Origin of the sequence: Flavobacterium sp. (assembly GCF_027490375.1) — a bacterium.
Classification (GTDB): Bacteria; Bacteroidota; Bacteroidia; order Flavobacteriales; family Flavobacteriaceae; genus Flavobacterium.
In genome coordinates this window covers 91,768-107,954 of sequence record NZ_JAIXYH010000016.1, presented here as the reverse complement: position 1 = coordinate 107,954, position 16,187 = coordinate 91,768, and the positions used below count along the sequence as shown (strand labels likewise).

16 protein-coding genes are annotated in these 16,187 nt (G+C 40.9%); 8 read left to right on the top strand and 8 right to left on the bottom strand.

Going from position 1 to position 16,187, the window contains the following annotated elements; translation table 11 throughout:
• Positions 1-2: 2 nt before the first annotated feature.
• From Q0064_RS02360 to Q0064_RS02335, 6 genes are all read left to right on the top strand, one after another.
• Positions 3-1,481 (top strand): PH domain-containing protein, encoded by a 1,479-nt coding sequence (locus Q0064_RS02360; protein WP_298143733.1) that lies wholly within the window; start codon positions 3-5, stop codon positions 1,479-1,481.
• A 2-nt stretch (positions 1,482-1,483) separates the two neighbouring features.
• A complete protein-coding gene (gene kdsB, locus Q0064_RS02355) occupies positions 1,484-2,218 on the top strand; it encodes a 3-deoxy-manno-octulosonate cytidylyltransferase (protein ID WP_298143730.1) in 735 nt (244 codons plus the stop codon).
• 76 nt (positions 2,219-2,294) lie between these two features.
• The gene (locus Q0064_RS02350) at positions 2,295-2,930 is read left to right on the top strand and encodes a DUF4920 domain-containing protein (RefSeq protein WP_298143728.1); all 636 of its coding nucleotides are present in this window, start codon (positions 2,295-2,297) and stop codon (positions 2,928-2,930) included.
• Entirely contained in the window at positions 2,930-3,394 is a 465-nt protein-coding gene (locus Q0064_RS02345; RefSeq protein WP_298143725.1) for a hypothetical protein, read from the top strand. The genes Q0064_RS02350 and Q0064_RS02345 overlap by 1 nt, the downstream gene beginning before the upstream one ends.
• Positions 3,391-4,062 (top strand): tRNA (5-methylaminomethyl-2-thiouridine)(34)-methyltransferase MnmD, encoded by a 672-nt coding sequence (gene mnmD / locus Q0064_RS02340; protein ID WP_298143722.1) that lies wholly within the window; start codon positions 3,391-3,393, stop codon positions 4,060-4,062. Before Q0064_RS02345 ends, mnmD begins: the two co-directional genes overlap by 4 nt.
• A 91-nt stretch (positions 4,063-4,153) precedes the next feature.
• Positions 4,154-4,351 carry a hypothetical protein gene (locus Q0064_RS02335; RefSeq protein WP_094485875.1) on the top strand — a complete coding sequence of 66 codons (198 nt, stop codon included), beginning with the start codon at positions 4,154-4,156 and terminating at the stop codon, positions 4,349-4,351.
• Here the strand turns inward: Q0064_RS02335 and Q0064_RS02330 are convergent.
• The 8 genes from Q0064_RS02330 to Q0064_RS02295 form a co-directional block, all read right to left on the bottom strand.
• The gene (locus Q0064_RS02330; RefSeq protein WP_298143714.1) at positions 4,348-5,112 is read right to left on the bottom strand and encodes a C40 family peptidase; all 765 of its coding nucleotides are present in this window, start codon (positions 5,110-5,112) and stop codon (positions 4,348-4,350) included. The two genes, Q0064_RS02335 and Q0064_RS02330, sit on opposite strands and share 4 nt — an antisense overlap.
• Positions 5,113-5,123: 11 nt before the next feature.
• Positions 5,124-6,302, bottom strand: a complete 1,179-nt coding sequence (locus tag Q0064_RS02325; protein WP_298143711.1) for an acetyl-CoA C-acyltransferase — start codon at positions 6,300-6,302, stop codon at positions 5,124-5,126.
• Positions 6,303-6,671: 369 nt separating this feature from the next.
• Positions 6,672-8,090 (bottom strand): tRNA uridine-5-carboxymethylaminomethyl(34) synthesis GTPase MnmE, encoded by a 1,419-nt coding sequence (gene mnmE / locus Q0064_RS02320; protein WP_298143709.1) that lies wholly within the window; start codon positions 8,088-8,090, stop codon positions 6,672-6,674.
• A gap of 780 nt (positions 8,091-8,870) precedes the next feature.
• Positions 8,871-9,986, bottom strand: a complete 1,116-nt coding sequence (gene dnaN / locus Q0064_RS02315) for a DNA polymerase III subunit beta (protein ID WP_298143706.1) — start codon at positions 9,984-9,986, stop codon at positions 8,871-8,873.
• Positions 9,987-10,066: 80 nt separating this feature from the next.
• Positions 10,067-11,761 (bottom strand): gliding motility-associated ABC transporter substrate-binding protein GldG, encoded by a 1,695-nt coding sequence (gene gldG, locus Q0064_RS02310; RefSeq protein WP_298143703.1) that lies wholly within the window; start codon positions 11,759-11,761, stop codon positions 10,067-10,069.
• Between the two features lie 2 nt (positions 11,762-11,763).
• Positions 11,764-12,489, bottom strand: coding sequence for a gliding motility-associated ABC transporter permease subunit GldF (gene gldF, locus Q0064_RS02305; protein WP_298143700.1), 726 nt, complete (start codon positions 12,487-12,489; stop codon positions 11,764-11,766).
• A 49-nt stretch (positions 12,490-12,538) separates the two neighbouring features.
• Positions 12,539-12,838, bottom strand: coding sequence for an antibiotic biosynthesis monooxygenase family protein (locus tag Q0064_RS02300; RefSeq protein ID WP_298143697.1), 300 nt, complete (start codon positions 12,836-12,838; stop codon positions 12,539-12,541).
• Positions 12,835-13,680: an SAM-dependent chlorinase/fluorinase gene (locus tag Q0064_RS02295; RefSeq protein ID WP_298143694.1), complete on the bottom strand. Its 846-nt coding sequence runs from the start codon at positions 13,678-13,680 to the stop codon at positions 12,835-12,837. Before Q0064_RS02295 ends, Q0064_RS02300 begins: the two co-directional genes overlap by 4 nt.
• Positions 13,681-13,799: 119 nt before the next feature.
• On the opposite strand from Q0064_RS02295, the gene Q0064_RS02290 reads away from it, so the two are divergent.
• Positions 13,800-14,750 (top strand): PhoH family protein, encoded by a 951-nt coding sequence (locus Q0064_RS02290; RefSeq protein WP_298143689.1) that lies wholly within the window; start codon positions 13,800-13,802, stop codon positions 14,748-14,750.
• Positions 14,751-15,178: 428 nt separating this feature from the next.
• Positions 15,179-16,180, top strand: a complete 1,002-nt coding sequence (locus tag Q0064_RS02285) for a pesticidal protein Cry7Aa (RefSeq protein WP_298143686.1) — start codon at positions 15,179-15,181, stop codon at positions 16,178-16,180.
• Positions 16,181-16,187: the final 7 nt, after the last annotated feature.

Below are 16,187 nucleotides of genomic sequence, written 5' to 3'. Positions count from 1 at the left end.
ACATGGCAGACTTCGAAACACCTCAACGACAATCTATTGCGGGCATTTTAGTGCTTTTTGTGTTTTCGCTAACCAATAACATCAGGCATTTTGCCACATTACTTTTGGTGGTATTTTTAAGAATGCGCGAACAACCGCTGTATATTTTGCTCGCTATTCTCGGAGTTGCGGTGGCGTTTTTGGTGTTTGCGGCGCTGAAATATTGGTTTTTTACTTTCGAATTGAATTTGCAAGAGCGCAATTTATTGGTGAAAGACGGAATCATCAATAAAACACGCACGGTAATTCAGTTCGAGAATATTCAACAAGTAAGTTTAAATCAGTCGTTTATTCATAAGTTAACGGCTGTTTATGAAGTAATTATCGATACAGCAGGAAGTGCCGACGCTGAGGTGAAAATCAAAGCTGTTTCTAAAGAAGTTGCCGAAAAACTTAAAGAGACACTTACCAAATACGCAAGCGCGAAGGCTGTGGCTGAAACTTCGACTTCGGAACCCGAACAACAGCTAGCAATCGTAAAAGTTAGTGTCAGTTCTTTAGTGAAAGCATCGCTAACATCGAATTATTTTAAAACTCTAGCGCTGATTATGGCGTTCTTCTTTTCGATTTACGAAACGATAGAGCAAGCAAATATTGAAGCAATAAGCGAGAAGGAGGTCGATGCACTTTCAAAGACTTTCAATTACGGAATGCTACTTGGAGTACTACTTCTAGTTGCATTATTTTTATTACTGGTTATCAATTTTATACGAGTATTTGTTCGCTACTTCGGACTACAGATAAAACAGCAAGAAACAGGATTGGAATTTACCTACGGTTTGCTAAGTACGAGAAACACAAACATTCGTCCGAATAAAGTACAACAGCTTACCATCGAACAAAATTTCCTACAAAGAAAGTTAGGTATTGCCGTCATTAAGTTCACACAAGCAGGCGGATTGCTCGGAAAGAATGGTGCCGTAAAATCAGCTTTGGATTTTCCAGGAATTGGTAGCGAAGAAGTACAATCTATTCGCAAGTTTATCTTAGGCGATCTACCAAAAGCACACACGGTTTTACGATCCAACTGGCGAAAAGCCGTTTTTTCATCTTTTCTCATTTTGATTGTGCCGATTTTGGCTCTGGTTTTTATTCCTGAAATTGATACGATAAATCGCGTAATTGGAGTTTCGGTTTTGATGTCTGTCGTTCTCGCTTGGAATTTCGCAGCCTTAAAAAATTATCGCTTGGAAATTGCCAATGGTTATTTGTACTTGCACGCAGGTTTATGGGACAAAACGGTAACAGTACTGCCGATTCACAAAATGCAATCGGTTAACTTGGTGCAACTCGCGTGGCATAAAAACTTAGATTTGGCTAGCTTAACGATCGAAACCGCAGGAGGTAGTTTTGCTTTTAAGTTGGGATATAAATCAGAATTATCGAAGTTCGTAAATCAGTGGTTATTTAATATAGAATCTTCGAATCCAAAATGGAATTAACTATGAAATGTATAGCAGTAATACCAGCACGTTTAGAATCGACAAGACTACCACGGAAGTTATTACAAGATTTAGGTGGCGAAGCTGTTATCGTTCGCACGTATCGCGCTGTAAAAGCAACGGGCTTGTTCGATAGAGTTTTGGTTGCAACCGATTCTGAAGAAATTGCCGATGTCATTAAAGCCGCTGGCGGAACTGTTTTTATGAGTCTGAAAGCGCACGAATCGGGTAGCGATCGCATTGCCGAAGCCGTTCAGAATTTAGACTCCGATGCGGTCATCAATATTCAAGGCGACGAACCTTTTGTAGATGCCACGCTGCTGAAACAACTTGTGTCGGTTTTTGAAAACGATGCGGATAAAACGGTCGATGTTGCCTCGGTCATGACTCGTTTAACTGAACAGTCAGCAATTGAAAATCCGAATCACGTAAAAGTCGTTGTCGATTCAAAGCAGCATGCCTTATATTTCTCGCGTTTACCGATTCCGTACTTGCGCGAAGGTGGCGAAAAAACCACATATTTCAAGCATATTGGTGTTTATGGATTCAGAAAGAATGCCTTGTTATCGTTCGCAACCTTGCCTGCTGGCATTCTGGAAAACAGCGAGAAGTTAGAGCAATTGCGCTATCTTGAAAATGGTTTCCGAATAAAAATGGTGGAAACCGAGCAGCAGTCGATTGGTATTGATACGGCAGCCGACTTAGAGCTGGCGCGCACTTATTTGAAAAATCACTAAAAAACCTGCTACTTTTCGACAACAAAATATATCTAAGTAAAACCCTTAAATTTGAAAACGATTCTAAAATAATTCCATGAAAAAAATTCTCCTTTTCGTTACGTTAAGTGCAGCACTTGTTAGCTGTAAAAAAGAACAAGAAAGTGAAGCCGTTCCCGCTGATCAAGAAAAAGTAGTTCAAACAGAAGCTGCCGCGCAGTCGGCCGAAACACCTGAGGCACCTGAGACAACAGAGACACCAGAAGCCGCTGAAGCTGAAGAAACCGAAAAAGTAGGAGTGAAGGAAAATACTTTAAAAACACCGACAGTTTCTTATGCGAAGTTCGGCGCTCCGGTTGCTGCTACAAACGTACTTACCAAAGAACAAATGTTGCAGAAGTACGCGAAACTTAAGAAAGGCGACACGATTCAAGTGAAGTTTCGCAGTAAAATTGGTTCCGTTTGCAAAAAGAAAGGTTGCTGGATGAAAATGGATTTGGCCTCAGGTAAGGAATCGTTTATTAGATTTAAAGATTACGGATTTTTCGTGCCTTTAAATGCAGATGGCTCAACAGCAATTGTGAGTGGAAAAGCGTTTATCGATGTAGTTTCAGTAGATGAGTTAAAGCACTATGAGAAGGATGCGGGTAAATCGCAAGCTGAAATTGATAAAATTACGGAACCTAAAATCACCTACGCGTTTACTGCCGACGGTGTTCTAATCGAAGAATAATGCGCGTACTTTCAATTCTTGTAGCGAGTTTAATTGTCTTTGGATGTACCGAAAAGAAAGTCGACACGCAAACGGCGAAAGTTAAAGATTCGGCCAATTGCGAAACGACTACAGCTAAAAAATCGAAGTTTCAAATGTACGAAATGTCGGAAATGGCTGCTTTAATGGAGCAGATGTACGTTGAAAATACGCGTATAAAAGCAACGTTTACCAGCGGTGGTGAAATCGGGTCTTATCCAGTGGTTTTCGACAAGATTTATTCTGCAAAAACGACCGATTCGACAGATAACGACGCATTTTTTCAGGCGAAAGCCAAAGAGTTTTTAAAGCATCAAAAACTAATTTACAGCGATACAAAAAATGCACGAACGCACTACCAAGCTGCAATCAATGCATGTATTAGCTGTCATGAGAAAAAATGCGGCGGACCAATCGCGCGGATCAAAACACTTAAATTAGAGTGATTCGAGAAATCATAACCACCAGCGATGGCTCATCGACTATACGCTTACCCGAAGTCGATGAGCATTATCATTCCAAACACGGCGCGATACAAGAAGCGCAACACGTGTTTATAAAAAACGGATTAGAGCGCCTTTCACAAAAAAAAGTACGAATCCTAGAAATTGGCTACGGAACCGGTTTAAACGCACTTTTAACGGCGCTTTACGCAGAAGAACAACTACTGGAAATTAATTATACAGGAGTTGAAGCCTATCCGATTGAAGCGGCCGAACATCGTGCCATGAATTATCCGGAATTACTTGATACACCAGCAGCCAAGCCGATTTTTGAAAAACTGTTTGAAGCAGAGTGGGAGCAGGTAAAAACGATCTCAACTTACTTTAAATTAACAAAACGAAAGTTGCTTTTCGAGCAAATTGAATTTAAAGGCGCGTTCGACTTAATTTATTTCGACGCTTTTGGTTATCGTGTACAACCCGATCTATGGTCGGCAGATATATTTTCTAGAATGTACCAAGCACTTGATTCTGAAGGAATTTTGGTAACCTATGCAGCACGCTCCGTAATCAAACGAAATCTAGAAAGCGTCGGTTTTCAAGTACAAAAAGTGCCCGGACCTCCCGGAAAACGTGAAATGTTCGTTGTTTATAAGCGTTCTAAACTTTAACAATTGTTTTACAGATTGTTTAACACAAAACGTACGAAATCGATTTAGTTCATTTTGTATCTTTGACAAACCAGAGTAAAAAACAGACACGATGAGAGGAACAATGGTTGCGTACACCAAGACGATCTTGGAACGAGTTAGTTTTGATCCGAAGCTTTTTCGTAAAGAATTGGAAAAAGCAGTTAAAGTGTTACTTCCTTATGAAATAGAACAACTGAGGGAATGGCTTACCCAGTTTGTTCACGGTAAACCCGAATTGAGCGATTGCCCGAATTTGCTTCCGGCCTAGAAAATCTTTTTTATCACGCGAAGTTTGTGCGTGTGCTTGCGCAGTTCGGCATTATAAATCCCGAGATGGTCGAGGCGATCAACACGAACTTTTCCCGAGGCATGAATGATGTAATTATCTTTCATAATTATGCCTACGTGGATGATTTTTCCTTCCTCGTTATCAAAAAACGCCAGATCGCCCGGTTCGCTTTCTTCAATAAAACTCAAACCTTCACCTTGGGTTGCTTGTTGCGATGCATCGCGAAGTAGTTTGTAGCCGTTTAGTTTGTAAACCATTTGCGTGAAACCGCTGCAATCAATTCCAAACGGACTCTTTCCGCCCCACAAATACGGCGCGTTCAAATACAGAAATGCCGTTTTTACGATGTTTTCCTTTGGATGTTGTCCGCAAACTTTCATACCTTCAAAGACATAGCCCTTTGGGTTTAGTTTGCTGTGATACAAACCGCTAACGACCGATCCGAGCGGAATAGCGAGCAGTTCGTCTTCCGCAGTGATGAGATAATCAATTAAATCGCCGTTAAGCACTGTCGGTTCCGCTTCGATTTTTTGAAATTCGGTTTCTGAAATTTCTAAGAATTGCTTTTCGTCGATCCAACCTTCGTAATTGTCGAATGCACAACGAATTCTTCGCCACTGTTTTTGTACTTCGAGTATTTCGAAAGTATCGCCATACAGCAGTTGCGAAACAATTTCGCTTCGATCAGAAGATTCAGCGCGAATGGGGACAATCGCTAAATCACAAATTCCGTACTTCATCAGGGAATTAATTAGGCCAACTCAATTACTAGCGCTGAGGCACCACCGCCACCGTTACAAATAGCAGCTGCACCAATTTTTCCATGGTTTTGAGCTAAAACGTTTAACAAGGTAACAACAATACGCGCACCACTGCAACCTAGCGGATGTCCGAGAGATACTGCGCCACCATTTACGTTTACTTTATCGTTTGGCAAACCAAGAATTTTGGCATTCGCTAATCCAACTACCGAAAATGCTTCGTTGAATTCAAAGAAATCAACATCGGCGACACTAAGTGCGGCTTTTTTTAACGCAATAGGCAGCGCTTTTGCAGGAGTAGTGGTAAACCATTTTGGTTCTTGCGCGGCATCTGCGTAACTTCTAATGTATGCTAAAGGTTTAATTCCGAGTTCGTTTGCTTTCGCTTCGCTCATTAAAACCACCGCAGCTGCACCGTCGTTTATCGTCGAGGCATTAGCTGCTGTTACGGTTCCGTCTTTGGTAAACGCCGGATTCAAGGTTGGAATTTTATCCAATTTTACATTGGTGTATTCTTCATCGCGCGTAACCATTATCGGATCGCCTTTGCGTTGCGGTACCGCTACAGGAACAACTTCGTTATCAAATTTTCCGCTGTCCCAAGCTGCTGCAGCACGTTGGTACGACTGAATGGCGAAAGCATCTTGTTCTTCACGTGAAAAATTATATTCTTTCGCACACAAATCGGCGCAAACACCCATGGCATTTTGGTCGTATGCATCTTGCAAACCGTCGCGTTGCATACCATCTACGAAAGTAACAGGGCCGAATTTAGCTCCGTTTCTCAAATGCGCATAGTGTGGAATCTGACTCATGTTTTCCATACCGCCGGCTACAACTATATGTGCATCGCCGTTTGCAATAGCTTGCGCTCCTTGCATGATGGCTTTCATACCACTGGCACAAACTTTATTTACAGTGGTTGTGGGCACCGTATTTGGGATTCCAGCAAAGATGCTAGCTTGAGTTGCAGGCGCTTGTCCGGCACCGGCTTGTACTACTTGTCCCATTAAAACTTCGTCGACCAAAGCAGCGTCTAAGTTGATTTTTCCGAGTGCTCCTTTGATGGCAGCTGCACCTAAATGTGTGGCAGGAACGGTTGATAAAGCTCCCATAAAACTACCAATTGGGGTTCGGGCAGCAGCTACGATGACGACTTTTGTGCTCATAAGTGAAATTTTCAGGTTGAATGGTTGCGAAATTAGTAAAAATCGGTTGTTTTGGAGGAGTTTTTTGAAGGGATTTTTAAAGAATAGGTAAGTGGATATGAATCTGAATCGCGCTGTAGTGTTTTTACGATCTCATTTTGAGTTATTGGATGAAGCAGAAATACTAGAAACATTAGAAAAGAGATTACGTATTTTACTAATTCTATGGATCTTTAGTAATTTGTGACGGATCTTTTAAAATGTAGAGCAGTAATTTCTACAATCTTTTTTGAAACAGAAGCCATTAACGTTAAAATTTCGCCGGTAATTTTACAAGCTTGCTTCATCTATGATAGTATCATTTGATAGTATCAAAAGCATGGGTTTATGCTACTTCCCAATACAAAAATTCGCAAAGATATTTCCCAACAATTCGTCGTTTGTAACCTGACCCGTGATTAAACCAAAGTAATACAAGGCGTCTTTAATGTCTATTGCGAGTAAATCGCTGCTAATGTTTGATTTAATTCCCGAATCAACGCGTAACATGGCATCGAGTGCTTGTTGCAACGCGTCGAAATGCCGAACATTACTCACCACAGTTTCGTCGCTGCGAATGGTGCCTAAAGCAACTTGTGCCTGCAATAAGTTCTTTAAAGTTTCCACGCCAGAACGTTCGCGTGCTGAAATACCCACAAATTGCAAACCTGAAATTTCTGAAAAAGTTTCCTGAAAACGATTACTGAAATTCGTGATGAAGTTTTCCGATAAACGGTCGATTTTATTCAAAACAACCACTAAAAATTTGTCGGGAAATCTGTTTTTTTGTTGAGCAATTTCTGTGAAAACAGCCGTCACATCCGACGTTTCTTCCAAGCTAAGCAAATACAAAACCACTTTTGCTGCGCCGGCTTTTTCGAAGGTTTTTTGGATGCCCATTTGTTCTACAACGTCGGTCGTAACGCGAATTCCCGCTGTATCTATGAATCGAAAACGGATTCCGCCAATGCTAATTTCGTCTTCCACTGTGTCGCGAGTGGTTCCTGCAATGTCCGAAACTAAGGCACGCTCTTCGTTGAGCAATGCGTTGAGTAAAGTCGATTTCCCTACGTTTGGTTCGCCGATAATTGCAACAGGAACACCGTTTTTCAAGACATTTCCAACGGCAAACGAGTCTATCAAACGTTTCAATACAAAAAGTATGCGTTGCACCAAAGCCTCAAACGCTTTTCGGTCGGCAAACGCCACGTCTTCTTCGGCAAAATCGAGTTCGAGTTCGATTAAGCTGGCAAAATTGAGGAGTTCTTCGCGTAGTTTCGCAATTTCCGAGGAAAATCCGCCGCGCATTTGGTTCATGGCGAGTTGGTGCGCCGCCGCACTGTCGGACGCAATTAAATCGGCAACAGCTTCAGCTTGCGATAAGTCGAGTTTTCCGTTTAAGAAGGCGCGCAGTGTAAACTCGCCAGGTTCGGCCATACGGCAACCGTGTTTTACGGCTAAGGACAAGATACGTTGTTGAATGTAACTGCTGCCGTGACAGGAAATTTCGACAACATTTTCGCCGGTGTACGAATGCGGACCTTTAAAAAGCGACAATAATACCTCGTCAATAACTTGTTCATCTTCAATAATATGTCCGAGTAGAATGGTATGTGACGCTTGTTTGCGTAGGTCTTTTCCTTTTATCGATCGAAACAGCTGTGCAGCAATCGTTAGGGCTTGTTCGCCAGAAATTCGAACCACAGCAATGGCGCCTACTCCAGGCGCGGTAGCAAGGGCAACAATGGTATCTTTTAGGTTAGCCGACATCTTTTTTGTGCAAAAGTAAGTTATAATTTGCTTGTTTTTTATGCCGGCCGGGCGCATCCGCTGTTGCAACTCCGCATGCAGCAGTCGGTAACAGCAACGCGGCGGTACGGGCTTCTTTGGTCGCCGCACCGCCGCGGCTGTTTTTACGTCTGCCACACTTGCGGGGTTTCCACGTTGGCTGCTGCCGGAACAGCTTTCCCACTTAACGTTCGTTTCCGATTACATCTTTGATTAAACGTTAGGTTTTCGGGAATGTCAATCCATTCATTTAGTATCGAAATTTAAATTAGTTAATTGACTTATTTGCAGTAATTTAAGTCGAGGTAATATTGCAATATTACAAAAGAATTATTGCAAAGCCAGTTGTGTTCATTTTTCTTCATAAACTGCCTTCAAAATACAAGAAGTAAGTTTTATTGGAATGACCACTAAAAATAAGATTACAACACACTAAGTTTCTGTCAATGCTGCGTTTTCTGTGCGCAGATTAAATTTCATGAAAACCAAAGAAACGCATACAAAAAGGCCTGCGGTTCCAAAACGTACCATGTGCAGGTACGCCAAAAGAAAGGTCGAATTCTTTGGAAAACGAATGCTTGGCAACGATTTTCGCGTTAGGGAGTGCAGCGGAAATCCTGTTTTGCGGTGGCATTTATGCCGCAAAACACCCCGATAACTATCGGGGGTAGCGAAAAGCCCGACGGCGGTTATGTATTTCCACCAGACGCTTGCCGCCGGAACGCCAAAAAAAAACCACCCTCGTGGAGTGGCTTTCGTTTATTAACTGTTGATCATTACGGGCATCACCAGCATCATGACTTTTTCACCTTCGTCAAGACCGTCGACAGGAGTAAGAATTCCCGCACGATTTGGCAACGACATTTCCAATTGTATTTCGTCGGACGTTAAAGTGTTTAGCATTTCCAATAGAAATTTGGAATTAAAGCCAATCAGGATATCGTCGCCTTGATAATCGCAGGTCATGCGCTCATCGGCCTTGTTTGAGTATTCAACGTCTTCGGCAGAAATGTTGAGTTCGGCACCGGCAATCTTTAAGCGAATTTGGTGCGTAGAACGACTACTGAAAATCGATACACGTTTTACCGACGTTAGGAATAAATTGCGATCAATGATTAGTTTGTTCGGATTTTCTTTTGGAATAACCTGATTGTATTTTGGGTACGTTCCGTCGATTAATCGACAAGTAAGCACCACATTGTCGAACGAAAATGTTGCATTCGATTTGTTGTACTCGATTTTAACTTCAGAATCCGATGTTTGTAGGATGTTCTTAAGAATATTTAAAGGCTTCTTCGGCATTACGAAAGCAGCTTCTTCGCTCGATTTCACGTCGGTTCTCTCGTATTTCACCAATTTATGTGCATCGGTAGCAACAAACGTTAATCCTTCCGGCGAGAATTCGAACAGAACGCCCATCATAACCAGACGCAACTCGTCGTTTCCAGTTGCGAAAATCGTTTTGGTTATCGCTGTTGCCAAGATTTCGGCAGGAATAGTAACCGAAGAAGGATCTTGTAATTGTTCTGAGTCTGGGAAATCTTCACCTGAAACTGCTGATAAAGCATATTTTCCAGAATTTGAACTAATTTCTACAGCAGCGTTTTCGACCGTAAAAGTGAGTGGCTGTTCCGGAAACGTCTTCAACATATCGAGCAATAATTTTGCTTGAACGGCGAATTTTCCTTCACTTTCCGATTCGATTTCCAGTGTTGCCGACATTTTGGTCTCTAAATCCGAAGCTGAAACGGTTAGTTGCGACTGATTGAGCTCGAATAGAAAATTCTCTAAAATCGGCATCGTGTGGTTGTTGTTGATAACACTTCCCAACACTTGAAGTTGTTTTAGTAAGTATGAACTGGAAACTATAAATTTCATAAGTGTGAACTTTTATAAGGGGTAAAAATGAGACTAATTTTGAAGTTTTACAAGTATTCGCGCTAAACTATTTTTCAACATTAACGCGCGTATTTTCGTTTTCGGAAATAAAAGATAAGAACTCCAGGAAGACCCAGTGCAATTAGCGGTAAAACGATGGCGTAAATTTGTGTATTCACGTAGTTTTCGGCTACTAAGTTACGGTCGAGTATCGGTAAAATTATTTCTTTATTTCTTAAATAGATAAGTTTGCTGTCGTCGAGTAAGTAATTGATACTGTTTAAGATAAATTCTTTATTGCCGTAAAACTTGTTAGTCCACTTATCAAAACCTAATTCCAAAGGAACACCGTTTGAATCAAACTGATTTTTAATCACATCACCATCGGCAATCACTATCATAGCCGTTGGTTTCTTTGCCACACCCAAAAACGTTTTATCGGGAAAGGCCAGTACGCGATTGTTAAAAACCGATGTAAACTTTCCTTCCAATAAAACAGCTAAAGGAATCGGAACTGTATTTGCAAAAATCGCCTGGTCGGGTCGCTCTTCCACCATACTCAACTGCACTTCTACAGGTGTTCCCACAGCAATTGAAAGCTTAGAAGATTCCAACAAAACTGTTTTCTTTATGTTGTTGTTCAACAATTCTATTCCGTTGGCATATTCAAATTTTACACCATCGATATTCGATACTATCGGATTATCTGTAGTTACCGGCGGATACGAAAACGGCGCGTAAAACCAAGGAAATTGCGAATAAGTAGTATTGCTTCCTTGCTGTCCTGTAGCTAATGCAATTGGTGTTGCTTGTCCGATGTCTTTTACCAATACAGGAGCAATTCGAATTCCGTATTTAAAAAAGAGATCGTCTAGGTTCAAAGTCTGATTTCTAGGAAAAGCAATTGCCGATCCGCGTTCGTTGAATAAACTGTCGGTTTCAATCGCCACTTGGTCCATCAACCAAACCGACTTTCCGCCATTAATGACAAATTGATCGAGTACTTGTTTTTCAGCATCGCTAAAAGCTTCCGTTGGCTTCGCTACGACAATTAAATCGTACTTTTTTAAATACGCGGCGGCTTTTTGCGGATTTGTTTCTACAGAGTCGAGCGTAAAAGTACCGATGCGGTATTGATCGCGAACAGACGTAATAAAATCGGCAATTTTTATATCGTCTATTTCGCCGTTTCCTTTCATTACCGCAACTTTCTTAGTCTTTTCAGTGCTTACGATTTTGATGGCATTTGCAAAAGCATACTCCAAATGTTGCACACTACTAATCACTTTTTGTTGTGTATCGGGATTTAATCCGTTTTTCAACAACGGTATTTTAGTCGATTTATCCCCCAAATTTGCTACAGCCCAAGGGAAAACCGTTTCTTGCGATTCTACACCTTTTTCTTGCACGCTTACGCGAACGGGCATTAAACCACGTTCAACAAAGGCTTGAATAACAGAATCTTGTTTCGTTTCGTTCTCCAAAGGATTTACAAACTCGAATTTAATGTTTGAATTTCGCGCTTCAAATTCTTCGAGTAATTGTAAGGTTTCGGTTTGCAAACGTTTGAATTCACCCGGGAATTTTCCTTCCAAAAAAACATCTAAATACAGCGGCTTATCGATTTTATCTACGATCTCTAAAGTTTGTTGCGATAAGGTATAGCGCGAATCGGCGGTTAAATCCACACGAAAAAAGAAAAAAGCACTAAGTATGTTAAGCAGTATAAGGCCTGCGATCAAGAATCCGAGTTGTTTGTATGAAAACTGTTTCATCGTTATTTGATTTTGGCTTGTAAACGAAATAGAGTTAAAACAGAGAAAAGTAGTGCAATACTGATGAAGTAAATCAGATCGCGACTATCAATAACACCGCGACTCATGCTGCTAAAGTGCGCCGACATACCTATTTTCTCTATGGTGTTGGCGAATGTTCCGAAGTAGGTTGCGAGCGATTCAAATCCGAAATACATAAAAAAGCAAATCAGCAACCCAACAATAAACGAAACTATTTGGTTGTCGGATAGGGTAGAGGCGAACGTTCCAATGCTGCTAAAAGCAAGAATCAAAAAGCACAAACCCGCATACGAGCCAATGATACTTCCGCTGTCGAGCGAATTTCCTTCGTAGGCTAAATTTCCTATCAAAAACAAATAGAATATTGTGGGAAGCAGAGCAAATAGAACCAGGAAAAATGCGGCGAATAATTTTCCGCCTACCAATTGAAAATGTGTAATTGGTTTAGTGAGCAACAACTCGATTGTTCCCATACGGAACTCGTCTGAAAAGCTTTTCATTGTTACCGCTGGCACCAGAAACATCAGTATCCACGGGCACAAATTAAAGAAAGGCGTGAAATCGGCGTAACCGGAATTGAGCACGTTGTAATCGCCTTCAAAAACAAAAGTGAACAGTCCGGCAAGCACCAGAAACACCGCGATGACCAAATAGGCGATGGCGCTGCCAAAAAAACTTCTGATTTCTTTAAGGAAAATTGCTTTCATGCGACTTTAAATTTTGCAGCTGCAAATGTAAGGCTTGCGCAGAATTATACTACACGAATACTTCGGTAATTTGGTTAACCGACCAAGCTTCGGGTTTTCCGGCGAACATGAGTTTGGTTTCGCTCCAAACCGCATCGAAAAAATCCGACTGTCGATAGGCATTTAAAGCGGCTTCGCTATCCCAAAAACTGTAGGTAAAAAAGATACAGGCATCGGCTACATCTTGATAAAGCACTAATTTTTGATTTCCTGGAAAGTTACGAATACGCTGTTTTATAACTTCGAAATTTGCTAAAAAGCTCGGCACAGCATCTGGTTTTAGCTGTAATTTAACGATGCGAATAATCATGATTTAAAAGTAATTACAACCGGATCCAGATATTTTACACCGAGTAAACTCTGCGCTGCACCGCTTCGCTGCGGATTTCCACGAAAAACAGCGATTTCTAAAAATCCGGCGTCGTTGAACTTTGCCAATGGCTGGCTGCTGTATTCGATGATTTTAAAGCGCTCGTCGCTGGCAATATCGCTGTAATTTTCGACAATCCGGCTAATGCTTCCGATGCCCGAAACCGTTGCTCTGGGCAAGGAAATTTCGAAGCTACGTGCTTTCGCAAACGAATCGAAAAAGCGTTTCCGAATGTTGGTTACAATATTGCCAAATCGATCGAAGTAAATGGCACTTCCGTGAATTTCAGTTCCGTTTGCCGCCAAAGTGGCTTCGGGAGCTACGGTATCAGCAAGTTTTTCTTTAGGCTTGGCTACCACACTCACGGCACCATTTTTTGCTAGGTGAGCCGCCACGTGCAAAAGGATTTGCAAGTCGCTATGTTCCGCTAAAGCTTTCTGAATGTTGATTTCGTAAATTTCCGCGACAGCGTTATTTCCTAAAAGAAGTGATAGAATTCCGTTATCAGCAGCAATAAAATACTGGTTAGCAAATCGAACCAGCACATGTTGTTGCTCACGATTTCGTTCGTAATCAACTAAAATTAAATGAACGGTGTTCTCAGGAAAATGAGAAAAAGCTCCGTGAATGAGATAGGCAGCTTCAGCAATATTAAAGGCGTCGACATCGTGCGAAATATCAATAACTTTTGCTTCTGGAGCCAACGAGAACAATCGTGCTTTGGCCGCAGCTACAAAATAATCCTTTAAACCAAAATCGCTGGTAAGCGTAATTATTGACATTTATTTGTTTATAACTAAAATCGTCGCGGGCTATTAAAATCCCTAAATTTGAGACAAAGCTACATTATTCTTCATGAAAAGGAAGCTTGAAACTGTTTTAAAAACTAAATACAATTCATTTGAACGAGCGCATTATTGAGTTAATTGACATTGCTCCCAAGGATTTTTGGGGTGCCCAAGACGCCCATTTGGAGACTATCAAGAAGTATTACCCGAAGTTAAAAATTGTTGCCCGCGGTACGACCATCAAAGCTTTTGGCGAAAAAGAAGTTTTAGATGAGTTTGAAAATCGTTTTAACCGCCTGATGTTGCACTTTAGCAGATACAACAATATCGACAATAATGTAATTGAGCGCGTTATTGAAGGCGGTGCACAGAATGTAGAGCGGATGGGCGATCACGATAAGATTTTAGTGCATGGTGTAGGTGGGAAAATCATCAAAGCCATGACTCCAAATCAGCAGTTATTGGTTGATACGCTTCAGAAAAACGACATGGTTTTTGCTGTTGGTCCTGCCGGTACCGGAAAAACCTATACAGGTGTGGCGATGGCTGTGAAAGCACTAAAAGAAAAAACGGTAAAGCGCATTATTTTGACTCGACCTGCCGTTGAAGCTGGAGAAAATTTAGGATTTCTTCCAGGCGATATGAAAGAGAAGCTCGATCCGTACATGCAACCGTTATACGATGCGCTTCGCGATATGCTTCCGAACGAAAAACTGGAAGACTACATTTTAAAAGGCATCATACAAATTGCTCCTTTGGCTTTTATGCGCGGTCGAACGCTCGACAACGCCTTTGTAATCTTGGATGAAGCGCAAAATACCACGCATTCGCAGATGAAAATGTTCTTGACGCGAATGGGACGCAATGCAAAATTTATGATTACCGGAGATCCGGGGCAGGTTGATTTACCACGACGTACAATCAGCGGTCTTAAAGAAGCCTTACTGGTTTTGAAAGACATCGACGGTATTGGTATCATTTACCTTGACGATAAAGATATTGTACGTCACCGTTTGGTGAAGAAAGTAATTGATGCATACAAGAAAATCGAAAATCACGATTAAGTTCTAATTTTTATTCTCTAAATCCCTATTACCGTGAACTACGTGCGGTACTAGGGATTTTTTTATTTTCAGCATTAATCTAGTTTTTTATGTGATTTAATTAACATCCCAAAGAACAGCTGTTAACTTAAAACACGTATCTTTATAAAGATTTGAAAGAGTGCTAATTAGGTTTAGTCTACTCATTCTCAAAAAAGCAGCTTTACCACTACTTTTACTACTACATCTTCAGGAATACAGGTATTCAGCTTAAAATCAACTAGAAATAGTTTCCAGCACCTCATTCCTTTATTTTTTCGATTTCATATAAATATTTCAACAGTTTGGCTCATCAGTAAAGTATCGCAATGCTTTTAAATTGAGCTCACGATCAGTTATTTATGTAGCTGAAAACAGCTATTACTACTTCTTAAACGTTCCTTTTTATTATGATAAACGTGATACGATTTGGTGTTCTATTAGAATCCACGAAGCATTATTTTGAATCTGTTGGAGTATTGAATCCGGCCGTTATTAAGGTCGGTTCTGAGATTTTTATGTTTTATCGAGCTGTTGCCAAGGGAAACTTTTCAACCATAGGCTATTGCAAATTTTCTAGTCCGACGAAGCTTTCTTTTAGAAGTGAGCGACCTTTGATTGTTAATGAATTTCCATACGAAAGTCATGGTTTGGAAGACCCAAGGATCGTTAAAATTGAAAATGTTTATTACATTACTTACACGGCATACGACGGTATTAATGCGCTTGGAGCTTTAGCTACATCGATTGATTTAATGCATTGGGAAAAACAAGGAATAATTGTCCCTAAGATTTCACGTGATGAGCTGAATTCGAAATTAAGTATTGAAAATCAGTTTGTTGATGAAGATGGCCGATCGACTTCTTCATTTATTTGGGACAAAAATTTGGTTTTGTTTCCTAGAAAAATCAATAGTAAATTTTACTTTCTCCACCGCATTAAACCTAACATTCAAATCGTAGTGGGAATTTCCTCTTTTAAAGAACTCACAACAGCATTTTGGAACTTATATTTCGATAAGTATGCTGATTGTGTTGTTCTAGCACCCAAGTACGATCACGAATCGGATTACATTGGCAGCGGTTGTCCGCCATTAGAAACGCAGTTTGGTTGGTTGCTTATTTACCACGGTGTACAAAGCTTAAGCGGTAGAAATGTGTATGCCGTTTGCGCCGCTTTATTGGATCTTGAAAAACCACAAATTGAGTTGTCGCGCCTTCCATATCCGTTGTTTGTTCCAGAAGAACTTTGGGAAATGCAAGGCGAAGTCGATAACGTTTGTTTTCCAACCGGACTCTTGCTAGAAAAAGAATTCTTATTCATTTACTACGGAGCAGCCGACACAAGAATTGCTGTTGCTGCCGTTGAATACGACACGCTATTATCTGAACTATTGAAATTTAAAAATTAGCATTTTC

Bases quoted from the DNA above. Each gene is read 5' to 3' on its own strand.
- Q0064_RS02360 (WP_298143733.1), top strand. From the start codon at position 3: ATGGCAGACTTCGAAACACCTCAACGACAATCTATTGCGGGCATTTTA.
- kdsB (WP_298143730.1), top strand. From the start codon at position 1,484: ATGAAATGTATAGCAGTAATACCAGCACGTTTAGAATCGACAAGACTA.
- Q0064_RS02350 (WP_298143728.1), top strand. From the start codon at position 2,295: ATGAAAAAAATTCTCCTTTTCGTTACGTTAAGTGCAGCACTTGTTAGC.
- Q0064_RS02345 (WP_298143725.1), top strand. From the start codon at position 2,930: ATGCGCGTACTTTCAATTCTTGTAGCGAGTTTAATTGTCTTTGGATGT.
- Q0064_RS02335 (WP_094485875.1), top strand. From the start codon at position 4,154: ATGAGAGGAACAATGGTTGCGTACACCAAGACGATCTTGGAACGAGTT.
- Q0064_RS02330 (WP_298143714.1), bottom strand. From the start codon at position 5,112: ATGAAGTACGGAATTTGTGATTTAGCGATTGTCCCCATTCGCGCTGAA.
- Q0064_RS02325 (WP_298143711.1), bottom strand. From the start codon at position 6,302: ATGAGCACAAAAGTCGTCATCGTAGCTGCTGCCCGAACCCCAATTGGT.
- mnmE (WP_298143709.1), bottom strand. From the start codon at position 8,090: ATGTCGGCTAACCTAAAAGATACCATTGTTGCCCTTGCTACCGCGCCT.
- dnaN (WP_298143706.1), bottom strand. From the start codon at position 9,986: ATGAAATTTATAGTTTCCAGTTCATACTTACTAAAACAACTTCAAGTG.
- gldG (WP_298143703.1), bottom strand. From the start codon at position 11,761: ATGAAACAGTTTTCATACAAACAACTCGGATTCTTGATCGCAGGCCTT.
- gldF (WP_298143700.1), bottom strand. From the start codon at position 12,489: ATGAAAGCAATTTTCCTTAAAGAAATCAGAAGTTTTTTTGGCAGCGCC.
- Q0064_RS02300 (WP_298143697.1), bottom strand. From the start codon at position 12,838: ATGATTATTCGCATCGTTAAATTACAGCTAAAACCAGATGCTGTGCCG.
- Q0064_RS02295 (WP_298143694.1), bottom strand. From the start codon at position 13,680: ATGTCAATAATTACGCTTACCAGCGATTTTGGTTTAAAGGATTATTTT.
- Q0064_RS02285 (WP_298143686.1), top strand. From the start codon at position 15,179: ATGATAAACGTGATACGATTTGGTGTTCTATTAGAATCCACGAAGCAT.